Here is a 13453-nt window from a genome sequence, read left to right as displayed (position 1 = left end):
GGTGAGGGACGCGGCGTGTTTGATTAATACTGCACGCCGCGTCCGCAAACGCATTCCTGAGCACAAGGCATAATCGTCGTTGTTCAGTTACGACGCCCCCACATGCCTGCTTCCGCTTCGACTAGTTTTTCCTGGCCTCGCACGCCCGATCCGTATCTGTCGCTTGAAGCGCTCGACGACGCCGCCGCAATGGCGTGGGTCGAGCAGCAGAACGCACGCACCCGTGCTGCATGGTGCGGCGGCCCTCGTTACGAGGCACTGGCGAAACGCCTTTCCGCAGCCTATCTGCCGCACGAGCGGCCGGTGATTCCCGACCGCTGGCAGGACTGGGCCTACGATCTCTGGCAGGACGAACACAATCCCAAAGGCATCTGGCGCCGCACTTCGTGGGCAAGCTGGCGCAATGGCACGCCCGATTGGCAGAACCTGCTGGATTTCGATGCGCTTGGCGCAGCTGAGAACATGCCTTGGGTCTGCGTGGATCTCGACATTCTCTATCCCGATGGCGACCGTGCGCTCGTGACGCTTTCGCCTGGCGGCTCGGACGCGGTGGTGGTGCGCGAATTCGATATCGATGCGCAGCGTTTTCTTGACGACGGTTTCATCATTGCGGAGACGGGCAAGCACACAGCATCGTGGATCGATCGCGACACGCTTTATGTCGGCTGGGATAAAGGCGGCGGTAAAAGTGGTGGTAAAAGCAGCAAGACGTTGACGCGTTCGGGCTACCCGCGCGAAGTGCGTCGCTGGACGCGTGGCACAGCGCTCGCCGATGCACCGGTAGTGTTTCGCGGCGAATTCGACGACATCAGTGTGGATGCCATCTACGATCCGATCGACCTGCGTCATACGGTCGTGCGCAGCGTCGACTTTTTCGATTCGCACACGTACTACCTCGACGCAGCCGGGACATGGCAGCGCTATGACGTACCTTCGCATGTGGCAGTGGGCGGCTGGGAAGGCTGGTTGCTGTTCGAGCCGCGTCTCGATTGGACTTGCGACGGTACACCCTATTTGGGGGGCGCGTTGCTTGCTGCGAGGGAGAGTGAGTTTCTCGCCGGGCGGCGCCACTTTGTATCGCTCTTCGCACCGGGATCACAAACTTCGGCCTGCGAATGGACGCATACGCGGCATCATCTGATCGTGTCGTATCTGGATGATGTGCAGAGCAAGACCGTCCTATGGCAGCCGCAGCAAGCGGACGAACAAAACTGGCAGTGGAACTCACGGGCGTTTCCGGCTCGCGAGCGTGCGCAGGTCGAGGTCTCGCCCATCGAGCCTACGCTCAACGATGAGGTGTTCGTCGACGTCGACGATTACCTGCAGCCGCCGGAGTATTGGCTCGCCGATCTCGCCCACGAAGAACTGGCCGAGTGGACCTTGCTCGACCGCTGGCCGACCCAGTTCGACGCGGCGCCGTACACGGTGCAGCGCGGCCACGCACAATCCGCCGACGGCACGCGTGTGCCGTACACGATCATCGGTCCGCGCGAATTGCTCAACGCGCCCGCGATTGGCGGCGTGTCCGGAACTGCAGGAGCCGCCGCGCCAAGACCGTGTCTCTTAACTGGCTATGGCGGCTTCGCGATTCCGCTCACCCCGAGTTATCTGACGGGGCCGGCGATCGGCTGGCTGGAGCAGGGCGGCGTATTCGTCGTGGCGCACATTCGTGGCGGTGGCGAGTTTGGCACTGAGTGGCATCTGGCCGCACAAGGCGAGCATCGGCAACGTTCCTTCGACGACTTCATCGCGGTGGCACAGGCGCTGGTCGACGGCGGCGTGACCACGCCCGCGCAACTCGGCATCAAGGGCGGCAGCAATGGCGGCCTGCTCGTGGGTGCGTGCATGGTGCAGCGGCCTGAGCTGTTCGGTGCCGTGGTGTGCGAAGTGCCATTGCTCGACATGAGCCGCTATCACCTGCTGCATGCGGGCGCATCGTGGATCGACGAGTATGGCGATCCGGATGATCCCGATGAGGGGCGCGTCCTCGCCGCCTATTCCCCCTACCACCACGTCAGTGCTGACGTGTCGTATCCGCCGGTGCTGTTCACGACATCAACCAGCGATGATCGCGTGCATCCGGGACACGCGCGCAAAATGGTGGCGCGGATGCAAGCGCTCGGCGCTGAGCATGTGTGGTATCGGGAGAATACAGACGGCGGTCATGGCGGCGGCTCCGACGAACTGGAGCAGGCCGCTCACGACGCTATGGTGTACACGTTCCTGTGGTCCTGCCTCGGCGGTGCGGGCGCAGTGGATGCGGTGTAAGCGGTGAGCGCAGGGCCCACGACGCAGCTAGGCGATCTGTGCGAATACCGGTGCGTGGTCCGACGGCTGTTCCCACTTGCGCGGGACCTTGTCGACTTCGCATGATGTGCAGGCTTCAGCAAGCGGCTTCGAGAGCAGGATGTGGTCGATGCGCAGCCCCGCGTTGCGGCGAAACCCGAGCATCCGGTAGTCCCACCACGAGAAGATCTTCTCTGGCTGATCAAACAGGCGAAACGCATCCACGAGGCCTAGCTTGGTCAGCCGAACGAATTCAGCCCGTTCTTCGGGCGAGACGAGGTTCTGACCTTCCCACGCTTTCGGATCGTGGACGTCGCGATCTTCCGGGGCGATGTTGTAGTCGCCGAGCAGTGCGAGCTTCTCGTATCGCGTGAGTTCGGTCGCAACCCAGTCGTGCAGTACGTCGAGCCAGCGCAGCTTGTAGGCGAACTTCTCGCTGCCCGGTGCCTGGCCATTCGGGAAGTAGGCTGAAATCACGCGAATGCCTTCGACGGTCGCGGCAATCACGCGCTGCTGCGGATCGTCGAAGTCGGGGATGTTGCGCACGATCGAGTCTTCGTCGACGTTCAGGCCTTCGCGCACTAGAATGGCGACGCCGTTGTAGGTCTTCTGCCCGGCATACCAGCTGCGATAGCCTTTTGCTTCGAGCTCGGCGCGCGGGAATTTGTCGTCGGTCAGCTTGAGCTCTTGCAAACACAGGACGTCGACCTGACTCGTTTCGAGCCAGTCGATCACGTGTTGCTGGCGGACTTTGAGCGAATTGACGTTCCAGGTGGCTAGCTTCATCGGCATTTCTCTTTCGTGGCGGGTGCAGGATATCCCGTGCAGGGCGTGTCCGAATCTTACCGCGATCCGCGCCGCTACTCAGGGGTGCCATTCAGGCGGCCAGAGCGCGGCCGCCATGCTGCGGTGCATTGCCAGGCGTGGCCTACATGAGTGCTCCAAAGCGCACCCAGGCACCTCGAAGTGGATCGCGGCGCATCGCGGCTTGCGTGTGACGAAGCGAGCAAAATAAATCGTTAGCGGCATCATTGCGCGGCGTATAGTGGGCGAATACTCACGTATCGGGGAAGTGCCATGGCTGAACCCTATCCGGTCCTCTATAAGGACTTCGAAGTGCATCCGCTGGTTTTCTCGCGGGAATTCGACAAGTTCGACGGCCACAAGCGCCAAGCCGAAGGTTACGACGTTGCCGTGCGCGTATGCCGGCCTGGTGCGATCAGCGGTTCAAAGGCGAGCCGCGTGTTTCGTCTGGTGCGCCCGTTGACGTTCTCCGATTTTGGCATCGCCAAACGCAGCGCGAGCCAGTACGGCGAGGATATTATTGACGGCAAGGTGGACGGCGCGTCGGTCGCCGATCTGTGAGAGAAAAAATAATTCGCATGTTTGTTTGACGATTGGTCGTCATCTCTATACAATCCGTTTTCTCTGACGCGGGGTGGAGCAGTCTGGCAGCTCGTCGGGCTCATAACCCGAAGGTCATAGGTTCAAATCCTATCCCCGCAACCATTTTCTTGAAACACATTTCCGGCAGCATAGACGAGCAGCAAGCCGGAGATGTCGTCATCGGGCGAGAAGCACGCGCCGTCCATCAGTTCTATCCCGATTGACCCCATCAGCGTTGCAATGATTTGCCTTGCCTCGTTGGTCGAATCCTGGGATGGCGCCTCCCCAAGTTCCAGCCTTTTCTGTCGATAGCCTCTGCGGCACGTCCGTGAACCGGGCATTACTGCTCTTTCTTCGTGCTAGCGTCTGAGCCCGCGTTTCGCGCCTGGCTTCTGACTGCCTGAGCGTTCGATATGCGCCACTGATACGCCAATCCATGTCGCGGCTTACCGGCGCATGGATGGCCGCGCACGCAAGCCTCCGAAACTGACAAGTGCTTGTCGAACCGCTGATCGACCGAGGTCGGTCTCCAAGATTCAAATGCGCCGGGCAAAGCCAGGAAGATCAGATACTTCTTGTGTTAGCACGGCCGCGCATGAGAATCCAATCCTAAAGTTTGATGTAAACCGACTCGAAGAAGTATTGGCATTGAAAAGCCGAGTCGTGACGAATAGCATTCTCCGTATTGACCAAAGCGAGGGAGACGGATGGAAGATTGAATTTAAGAATTGCGTTTGCTTGATATTTAGTATACCGAATTAAGTGAATTTAATTGGTGGTTGACTGACGTCAATCACAATATGCATTCTAACGAGGTCATCATGAAGTTCAGCAAGAAATCCGCCATGGCAGCGCTGGCAATGTCGATTCTTTTCGCCGGTGCGCCGGTCATTTCAGGGTCCGCGTTCGCTGCTACAGTGCGCCCCAATCCGCCCGGCAAGGTCGGCAGCGGAACCTTCTGCAGCGGCCATCTGAAGCTTTGCTACGCAGCCAAGATTGTCTGTGGGCGCTGCTAAACGGGATCGGCTTGCCGTTTCGGTTAAACACTAGCTGAAACCCCGGCCCGTGACGCAAGTCAGCGGGCTGGTCATGATGGTGCGATTTCGCGCGTGTGGGCAATGCGAACGCGCTCATGCCGTATCCGGCCAATCACGTCGTCAACGAACGAATCGAAACAGACGGGGTTGAGGGGACCTCGGAACGGCTGACATCACCTGTCAGATCGTCCTGCCGTAATTATTTGGAAGCTAGCCAAGTCGATGTTGATAGCCGATGTCAAGATGCCACAATCCAGGATTCCGACGGAGGTGTGGATATTCACTCTCCATAAGCGCTCGACGAAATGTCTTTGTCCGGGCGTCGAATGAAGGCAATCGGGCGCATTCGGAGCGGTGTCATCGGCGGTATCACGGTGTTGATCCTCCTCGGTGCGCTTTTCATGTTCCTCTTCAACCGGAGCGTTCCCTCACCGTATGTGACCGCGAAGGTCGAACACGGTGATCTCGATGACGAGGTTCTCGCAGTTGGAACATTGCAGGCTACCCGCCAGGTTGACGTGGGCGCGCAAGTGTCGGGGCAGGTGAACGCGCTGACCGTCAAACTTGGCGATCACGTGAAGAAAGGGCAATTGCTTGCCGAGATCGATCCTGTCCTGGCGCAAAACGCGTTGCGACAGGCGCAGGCCGCCGAGCAGAATCTGGTTGCACAGGTCGGGGCCACGAGCGCGCAACTGATACAAGCGCGGTCTGTGTTCCGTAGTCAGGAGCAGATGCTGGCGGACGAGGCGACAGCGCGCCAGGACTACGAGGCTGCGCGTGCGCAGATGGACGTGCAGCGCGCCAATCTCGAGTCGCTTGATGCGCAGATCGAAGAGGCCCATGTCCAGGTCGAGACGGCGAAGGCCAATCTGGGGTTCACGCGTATTACCGCGCCCATGGACGGCGAAGTGGTTGCTATCGTCACGCAGCAAGGGCAGACGGTGATCGCGCAACAGGAAGCGCCCGTCATTCTGAAGCTTGCCGTGCTAGACACAATGACTGTAAAGGCGCAGGTGCCGGAAGCCGACGTGATTCGGGTCCATCCAGGGCAGGATGCCTACTTCACGATCCTTGGCGACCCAGACAAACGCTACGCGGGCAGGTTGCGTTCAATCGAACCGGTGCCGCAGAACTTTGCGGAGTCGCAGGGCGGGGCTGGCGGCACCGATCCAGCGCGAGTGGGCGGCGCAGTTTTTTATGCCGCGCTCTTCGACGTACCGAATCCCGATCATCGTCTACGCATCGCGATGACCGCGCAGACGCACATCCTGCTCCAAAGTGTGCATAACGCGCTGATGGTTCCGCTGGCGGCACTCGGCGAAAGGAACGCGGACGGTACCTATCCCGTGCGGATCAGAGAGGGTGGTGCGATCCGCGTGCAGAACGTCCACACGGGCATCGGCAACGAAGTGAACGTGCAGATTCTTGGCGGGTTGCACGAAGGCGACGAGGTGGTGATCGGCGATGCCGGCGACGCGGACGCATCGGGCGCCAGGGACTGACGATGGGCAAGCCGTTATTGCAACTTCACGGCGTCTCGCGGCGGATCACCGGGGGAAATCGCGACGCCACCATTCTGCGCGACATCGATCTGTCTATTCATGCCGGCGAAATCGTCGCGATCGTCGGACCGTCCGGGTCTGGAAAATCGACGTTGCTGAATATCCTCGGATGCCTCGATCATCCCAGTTCCGGCAACTACCGGATCGGCGATCACGAAACCCGCGCGCTGTCTGCGGATGAACTGGCAAAACTGCGTCGCGAACATTTCGGCTTCATTTTCCAGCGCTATCACTTGCTGGCTCAATTGAGCGCGCTCGACAACGTCGAGATGCCGGCTGTCTATAGCGGCATCACGCGCGTGCCACGGCGCCAACGAGCGCTGGATCTGCTCGCGAGCCTGGGATTGGCCGAGCACGCCGGCCATCGTCCGGGGCAACTCTCGGGCGGCCAGCAGCAGCGTGTCTGTATTGCGCGTGCACTCATGAACGGCGGCAGCGTAATCCTTGCCGATGAGCCGACCGGAGCGCTAGACAGCAAGAGCGGCGAGGACGTACTGCGTGTGCTGCTCGAACTGAACGCGAAGGGACACACAATCATCATTGTCACGCATGACGCTCGCGTGGCCGCACTGGCCGATCGTATCGTCGAGATCGGCGACGGCCGGATTGTCGACGACCGCAGGGTCCGTCCAGCAGAGGCCGTGGCCGGTTTGCCGCCGGCGCCGGGCGTGGACGGACCGTGCGCGCCGCCGTCGAGCGGTGCGAGTATCGCGGCGTTAGCGAGAATTGCGTGGCGCGCGCTGCTGGCGCGTCAACTGCGCACGCTCCTGACGATGCTCGGCGTGGTGATCGGAATCACGTCGGTGATCTCGGTCGTTGCACTGGGCGAGGGCGCGCGGCGTGACATTCTGAAACAGGTCGGCAGCTTGGGCACGCATACGATCGGGATCTATCCGGGCGCTGACTGGGGTGACAGCGAGGCTGGTTCGATCGAGACGCTTGTGCCCGGCGATGTGGCGGCGCTGCGAAGACAGCCTTATGTGGACAGCGTAACACCTGAGACTGGCCGCGCGCTCTTGATACGTGCGCGCAACGTCAGTGTCGAAGCGTTTGTAAGCGGTGTCGGCGAGCGCTACTTTCGCGTGCATGGGCTTGCCTTGCGTGCCGGCCGGTCCTTCGATGCGAACGCAGTAACCCGTCAGCAGCAGGTGGCCGTCATCGACGAGAATACGCAGCGCAAGCTGTTCGGGCCGGTCGGCGATCCGCTTGGTCAGGTGATCCTCGTCGGCCGGCTACCGTGCGTGGTCATTGGCGTGGTGTCGCAAGGCGACGGTCTCCCCGGCAGCAAGGGCAGCCTCAATGTCTGGATGCCGTATTCGACTGTCGGCAGTCGCCTGCTTGGCAAGTCGCATTTCGACAGCATCACCGTGCTCCTGCGTGACGGCCAGCCGGGCGAGGCGGCCGAAGCCGGGATCGTCAGCCTGTTGAAGCGGCGGCACGGCGTGAAGGATTTCTTTACCTCGAACACGGACAGCATCGTCAAGACGGTCGAACGGACCGGCCGGTCGCTGACGCTGCTGCTTTCGCTGATTGCGGCGGTTTCGCTCGTGGTGGGCGGCATTGGCGTGATGAACGTCATGCTTGTATCTGTGACCGAGCGCACGCGCGAAATTGGCATTCGTATGGCGGTTGGCGCCCGTCAGACTGACATCCTGCGGCAATTCCTGATGGAAGCCGTGATGGTGTGCCTGCCCGCGGGCGTGATCGGTATTGTGTTATCGCTCGGCCTGGGATTCGTGTTTTCAATGGTGTTCAGCCAGTGGCAAATGACCTTCTCTGCGGGTTCGATTGCGGTTGGTTTCCTGAGTTCGACGCTCATCGGGATCGTGTTCGGGTTCGTGCCGGCGCGGCGCGCATCGCAACTCAATCCCGTGATCGCGCTTGCGCACGACTAGGCCCATCGTTTTTCATGAACTCCACTTTCTTCAGGATGCCAGTGACGATCGCGGTGGCTGCGCTGCTATTGGGCTGTGCGCAGCCCGTCGCAATGGTGCCGCGGGTCGACGTGCCGACGCGTTGGTCGGCGCTTGCGCAGGCAGACGCGCGCGACCCGATTAGCCGGCCTGACTGGTGGCGCAATTTCAACGACCCGCTGCTAGACCAACTGATCGACGATGCACTGGAGCGAAACAACGACCTTGCCGCTGCCGCTGTGCGGGTGTATCAGGCGAGAGAGCAGGCAAAGCTCGTCGATACCAATCTCAGTCCTTCGCTCACGCTCGGCGCGTCCGGCAGCCTGAGCGCGTCGCGTTACACCGGTCAGCAGACCCAGTCAGGCGGCATCGCGCTCAGCGCAAGCTATGAAGTCGATCTATGGGGCAAGCTCGCCGCGCAGCGCGATGCGTCGGCATGGGAAGCGCACGCCACCGAGCAAGACCGACAGTCTGCGCGCCTCGCCGTGATCGCCACCACAGCGACACTGTACTGGCAATTGGCGTATCTGAATCGCCAGATTTCGCTGAGCAGCGCCGACATTGCCGATGCGACCCGCGCCGTTGATCTTGCCGGGTCCCGTCATCGGGCCGGCGCGGCAAGCGCGCTGGACGTTACGCTTGCCCGCCTTGCGTTGTCGAACCTGGAAGCTGAAGCAACGCAGCTTGTACAGCAGCTCGCCGAGTGTCGCCGTGCGCTGGCGATCGTGTTCGACCGGCCGCCTGAGCGTCTCGCCCCAGAACGCGAGGACCTTCCGGATGTCGCACCGCTCGCGATCCCTGCCGGATTGCCGGTGGATCTGCTGCGTAACCGACCCGATCTGCGCGCCGCGGAACTTCGCCTGCGCGCCTCGTTTGCGGATGTCGAGGCGGCGCGAGCCAGTTTTTACCCGAGTCTGACATTGACCGGAAATATGGGAACCAGTAGCGATACCCTGCTCCAGGTGATACGCAATCCCGTCGCGACGCTCGGCCTTGGCCTCGTGCTGCCGTTCATTGAATGGAACACAATGCAGCACACCATCAAGGTATCGCAGGCCGAATACGAGCAGGCCGTGATCCAGTTCCGGCAAAGCCTTTATCAGGCGCTGAGCGAAGTGGAGAATGCGTTGTCCGCACGCACCCAGTTTGATGCCCAGGGGCGATACCTGGATCTTTGCGTGACTGAGGCGAGTCGTGCGGAAGCCCTGGCTGCCGCGCGGTTTCGTGCCGGCGCCACCAGCATCCAGCCGTGGCTCGATCAGCAGCACGCTTTACGCGATGCGCAGCGCACGCAGCTACTGAACCGGTTTGAGCGGCTCGTCAGTCAAATGACCCTCTATCAGGCGTTGGGTGGCGGTGATATCGTGCCTGCGGGATAGAGCACCGCAGGAATTGTTCTACGTCGCGTAAGCAGGTATCAGAGTTAATACGGCATGCTAACGAACAGACTCGCCGATGCCCGCGACGGTAGCGCACCGCTGCACGCCCCAAGAACCCATGATGCGTTCTGAAAGGAAGCAAAGGTAGTATGCGGCGATTGCGGCGGCGCGCCGTCGAATCGCATGCGACGAGCACCTGCCACTCAGCCGCGCGACGCCGTCACCACCTGGCGCGCGTTATCCGCACAGTTTGCATGTTGCTGGCGCGATCCGCCTGGCGACCCTTGATCTTGAGGACATAGAAATGGCAACCTACATCTTGTTGGGCGGTGGTTTTGGACTGGCGCTGCTGATCGCCGCCTGGGGAATCTGGAAACTCCGCTGACGATGCCGGTCAGGCCTGTGCGAGCCGGCACAATCAGGAACAACCAGCAAAAACCGGGCATAACCAGGAATAACCCGGCCCGGCGCAGCACCCAAACCACAACCACGCCACGCTGCAAACGATTTACATCGTGCTGTATCAGGAACGTGCTACACACTTGAGTGTGCGTTGATGGGCGGACGCCTGACCCATCGAACGACAATCCCGCCATTCGTGCGGAAAATTTCATTCAACTTACGACACTCTATGTCCTCATCTGCCAGCAGTTCCTCCACGCAGACCATCAATGCCGCACCGAGTCTGGTGCTGGGGGCGATTGGGGTCGTGTTCGGCGACATCGGCACCAGTCCGCTTTACACGTTGCGCGAATGTCTGAAAGCGGCGGGCGGTATCACCGCGCCGAACGTGTTCGGCATCGTGTCGTTAATCCTCTGGTCAATCATCGTCGTGGTCACGCTGAAGTACGTCAGCTTCGTGATGCGTGCGGATAACGACGGCGAGGGCGGCATTCTCGCGCTCACCGCGCTGGCGTCCCGAGTTGCCCCCGCGCGCCTGAGTCACCTGTTGCTGACGCTCGGTGTGTTTGGTGCCGCGATGTTTTATGGTGATTCGATGATCACGCCGGCGATTTCCGTGATCTCAGCGGTGGAAGGCGTCACGCTGGTGGATCCCAAACTGACCGCGTGGATCGTGCCGATTTCGCTGGTCATTCTGACGGGCCTCTTCAAACTGCAAAAACGCGGCACAGGGACGGTCGGGAAGGTGTTCGGACCCATCATGATCCTGTGGTTCATCACGCTTGCGGCGTTGGGTCTGCTGCATATCGTGAGCGGTCCGCGCATTCTCGAGGCAGTCTCGCCGCTCTACGCGTTGAATTTCGTGGCGCACGCGCCGGGCACCGCGTTCGTGGTGCTGGGCTCCGTGTTTCTCGCCTTGACCGGCGGCGAAGCCCTTTATGCGGATATGGGGCACTTCGGCAAGAAGCCGATTCGCCTCGCGTGGCTCATCCTCGTGCTGCCGAGTCTGATCCTCAATTACTTCGGCCAGGCCGCGCTGGTGCTCGCCAAACCCGCGGCGGTGGAGCAACCGTTCTTCGAATCGGCACCTGACTGGGCGCTCGTGCCCTTGGTGATCCTGGCCACGGCGGCCACCATCATTGCCTCGCAAGCGGTGATTTCCGGCGCGTTCTCGATGACCAAGCAGGCTGTGCAGCTGGGCTTCCTGCCGCGCATCCCAGTCGTCCATACGTCGACGCATGAAGTTGGGCAGGTCTACGTGCCGTTCATCAACGTTTCGCTGTACGCGGCCGTGGTGTTCCTGGTGGTGTTCTTCAGATCCTCGGACAATCTGGCCGCTGCGTACGGTATCGCCGTGGCCTCGACGATGCTGCTCACCACCTTGCTGATGTATTTCATCACGCACTCGCTGTGGAAATGGAAGCCGCTCGCTACTTTCGTCGTGATTGGGCCGCTTGCGCTCGTCGATGCGGTGTTCGTCTCGAGCAATGTGAGCAAGGTGCTCGAGGGCGGCTGGTTTCCGCTGCTGGCGGGTGGCGTGTTGTTTACCGTGATGACCACGTGGCATCGCGGTCGCGAACTGGTGGTCGAGCGGATGAGGAGCGACAATATCCCGCTGGCGGGGTTGATCCAGTCACTGTGCGGTGGTTCGCATGCGCCGCCGCGCGTCGATGGTACAGCCGTCTTTCCGGGCGGCGTGGCGGGTATGACGCCTTCCGCGTTCATGCACAACCTCAAACATAACCGGGTGATGCACCGGATCAACATCTTCATGGCCGGCACGACCGACAACGTCCCGCATGTGCCAGACGACCAACGGGTCGAGGTGCACGACATGGGCCATGGTTGCTACTCGGTCACCGTGCGCAACGGCTTCATGGAGATCCCCAACGTGCCGACTATTCTTTTGCTGGTCGCCAAGAGGATCCCCGACTGGCAATACGAGCCCGCCGACACCTCGTTCTTCCTCGCGCGCGACACGATCCTCGCCACCGGCGAAAGCAAGGAAATGTCGTTGTGGCGCGAAAAGCTGTTTGCGTTTCTTGGACGCAACGCGGCGCAGGCGGCCGAGTACTACAGCTTGCCTGCCAACCGCGTTGTGGAACTGGGTGGCCAGATCAATCTGTAGCCTCGGATAGAGCGGTTGCGTGTGAGCGCAACCGCTCTTCCAAAGTGCGTACGCTCTAAAGGTTCGACGCCTGAGCTCGCCCCCCATTCCGTCGCCTTGCGCAAGCCTTTCTCGTCGGGCCCTTTGCAAGGGGAATGAAGCTTAACAGCACGCTATATCAGGGGTCGCCGCGCGCCTTTCTATTAGCTTGGCTCTGCTTAGCGAATCAGGTTGACTTTCTGTTCCAAAAATGTCTAGAATTCGCCCGTCGTCACAAAAGGGGCTAATGCCTTGGACAGTAGCAGTAGTCGATCTTCGATCTGTTTCGCCGCCTGAACCGCAGGACGCCCGCGCCGTATTCTTTAGCCGCCGTCTTGCTCTCCAGGCAGACGGTGCGCGCCGTAGTCAATCTCTCCGTGCACCTTTGATCAGCGCCCTGCGAGCGCAGCGTTTGTTTGCGCGTTCGCCGGGAACCGTGTTGCGAGTTTCGACTCGTGGCTGCGCTTGCGCGTGCCTTCGAATTCGAGGGCATCAGCAGGTGAGTGGAACAGTGCGCAGCCGACGCGCACAGCACAAGTGCGTGCCAAACGCCGATAAGGAGTGTCCCATGCCGGACCCTGATAGTTACCCCATATGCCGCTCTACGTTCCCTTTATCTGAAGGAAGCGAGTAGATCTCCGTTGCCGCGCGTATGACGTGCGTAATCTCCGGGTCTGCTGGCTTCCGCTGAATCGCGTCAAGCCAGACGCCCGGAGAAATACCATGAATTTCGGCCTCCTTCTGTCGCAACTCCCCCACGTGCAGGAAGCACGCGTTCACTACAACGCCATGCTGTCACTGCAAGCCCGTGAGCCCGGCAAATTTGCCTCGCTCTGGCACAGCCTCAAGCTGCTTCTCGCTTAAGTCGTACCTTTGACCTTGCGTCGTCCGCCAGCGCCATCACTGCTCGCAGTGCAGCGCTCGTGCGCCCGCCGCAGGCTTGCGCTGCCGCTTCATTTGACCTCATCCAGTCATGACTCAAAATCGCCTTTCGTTGCGCGTGTCTGACCGCGCCTGCGTATCTCATGCCGCCCGTGCCTCGTGCGCAAGCGGCACGAGATACGCTTTGAATCCCTTTCATCTGCGAGATGCCAGATGAATTTGAATTTCAATCTGAATCGAACCGCCAACGCTTCGGCGTGGCGCCTGTTGCCCAACGGCTGGGATTTTGTCGCCTTCCCGTTGATCATCTGCCTGATCGCGATGGCCTCCATTGGCTTTCATCAGACGCTCGCGCCGATGTCGACCTTAAAGACCCAGGTGATCTCGCTCGCGCCGTCGAACCTGCCTGAGTATGCGATGCGCACCACGCTGCGCATGCTCGCGGCAATGGTTGCGTCGC

The 13453-nt window shown here is 60.8% G+C and carries 9 protein-coding genes, 1 tRNA gene and 1 pseudogene; 10 read left to right on the top strand and 1 reads right to left on the bottom strand.

Annotated features, from left to right (window positions below; all coding sequences use genetic code 11):
* The first annotated feature begins 102 nt into the window (after nucleotides 1-102).
* A complete protein-coding gene (locus WCA85_RS14790; protein WP_424065052.1) occupies nucleotides 103-2268 on the top strand; it encodes a prolyl oligopeptidase family serine peptidase in 2166 nt (721 codons plus the stop codon).
* 27 nt (nucleotides 2269-2295) lie between these two features.
* On the opposite strand, the gene xth is transcribed toward WCA85_RS14790, so the two are convergent.
* Complete coding sequence (gene xth, locus WCA85_RS14785) at nucleotides 2296-3072, bottom strand: exodeoxyribonuclease III (RefSeq protein ID WP_424065051.1); 777 nt, start codon at nucleotides 3070-3072, stop codon at nucleotides 2296-2298.
* Nucleotides 3073-3363: 291 nt separating this feature from the next.
* Here xth and WCA85_RS14780 point away from each other — a divergent pair, with 291 nt between their 5' ends.
* The 9 genes and pseudogenes from WCA85_RS14780 to WCA85_RS14740 form a co-directional block, all read left to right on the top strand.
* On the top strand, nucleotides 3364-3651 hold the full coding sequence (locus WCA85_RS14780; RefSeq protein ID WP_424065049.1) for a hypothetical protein: 288 nt from the start codon (nucleotides 3364-3366) through the stop codon (nucleotides 3649-3651).
* Nucleotides 3652-3718: 67 nt separating this feature from the next.
* A tRNA-Met gene (locus WCA85_RS14775) sits at nucleotides 3719-3795 on the top strand.
* Nucleotides 3796-4493: 698 nt separating this feature from the next.
* Nucleotides 4494-4688 carry a hypothetical protein gene (locus WCA85_RS14770; protein WP_424065047.1) on the top strand — a complete coding sequence of 65 codons (195 nt, stop codon included), beginning with the start codon at nucleotides 4494-4496 and terminating at the stop codon, nucleotides 4686-4688.
* Nucleotides 4689-5035: 347 nt separating this feature from the next.
* Entirely contained in the window at nucleotides 5036-6211 is a 1176-nt protein-coding gene (macA, locus tag WCA85_RS14765) for a macrolide transporter subunit MacA (protein WP_424065045.1), read from the top strand.
* Nucleotides 6212-6213: 2 nt separating this feature from the next.
* A complete protein-coding gene (locus tag WCA85_RS14760) occupies nucleotides 6214-8166 on the top strand; it encodes a MacB family efflux pump subunit (RefSeq protein ID WP_424065043.1) in 1953 nt (650 codons plus the stop codon).
* Nucleotides 8167-8180: 14 nt separating this feature from the next.
* Complete coding sequence (locus tag WCA85_RS14755; RefSeq protein WP_424065041.1) at nucleotides 8181-9563, top strand: efflux transporter outer membrane subunit; 1383 nt, start codon at nucleotides 8181-8183, stop codon at nucleotides 9561-9563.
* 631 nt (nucleotides 9564-10194) lie between these two features.
* A complete protein-coding gene (locus WCA85_RS14750) occupies nucleotides 10195-12093 on the top strand; it encodes a potassium transporter Kup (RefSeq protein ID WP_424065039.1) in 1899 nt (632 codons plus the stop codon).
* Between the two features lie 741 nt (nucleotides 12094-12834).
* Complete coding sequence (locus tag WCA85_RS14745; protein WP_424065037.1) at nucleotides 12835-12975, top strand: hypothetical protein; 141 nt, start codon at nucleotides 12835-12837, stop codon at nucleotides 12973-12975.
* 231 nt (nucleotides 12976-13206) lie between these two features.
* A pseudogene (locus tag WCA85_RS14740) lies at nucleotides 13207-13453 on the top strand (ABC transporter permease); the annotation flags it as partial.

This window comes from Paraburkholderia sp. (assembly GCF_049581445.1).
In the GTDB taxonomy this organism is placed as follows: Bacteria; Pseudomonadota; Gammaproteobacteria; order Burkholderiales; family Burkholderiaceae; genus Paraburkholderia.
Note: the sequence above shows the minus strand (reverse complement) of the source record. Positions and strands in the feature narration are given on the sequence as shown.

Excerpts from the sequence above, each read along its gene's own strand:
- WCA85_RS14750 (WP_424065039.1), top strand. The coding sequence starts at position 10,195 with ATGTCCTCATCTGCCAGCAGTTCCTCCACGCAGACCATCAATGCCGCA.
- WCA85_RS14790 (WP_424065052.1), top strand. The coding sequence starts at position 103 with ATGCCTGCTTCCGCTTCGACTAGTTTTTCCTGGCCTCGCACGCCCGAT.
- xth (WP_424065051.1), bottom strand. The coding sequence starts at position 3,072 with ATGAAGCTAGCCACCTGGAACGTCAATTCGCTCAAAGTCCGCCAGCAA.
- WCA85_RS14770 (WP_424065047.1), top strand. The coding sequence starts at position 4,494 with ATGAAGTTCAGCAAGAAATCCGCCATGGCAGCGCTGGCAATGTCGATT.
- macA (WP_424065045.1), top strand. The coding sequence starts at position 5,036 with ATGAAGGCAATCGGGCGCATTCGGAGCGGTGTCATCGGCGGTATCACG.
- WCA85_RS14760 (WP_424065043.1), top strand. The coding sequence starts at position 6,214 with ATGGGCAAGCCGTTATTGCAACTTCACGGCGTCTCGCGGCGGATCACC.
- WCA85_RS14745 (WP_424065037.1), top strand. The coding sequence starts at position 12,835 with ATGAATTTCGGCCTCCTTCTGTCGCAACTCCCCCACGTGCAGGAAGCA.
- WCA85_RS14755 (WP_424065041.1), top strand. The coding sequence starts at position 8,181 with ATGAACTCCACTTTCTTCAGGATGCCAGTGACGATCGCGGTGGCTGCG.
- WCA85_RS14780 (WP_424065049.1), top strand. The coding sequence starts at position 3,364 with ATGGCTGAACCCTATCCGGTCCTCTATAAGGACTTCGAAGTGCATCCG.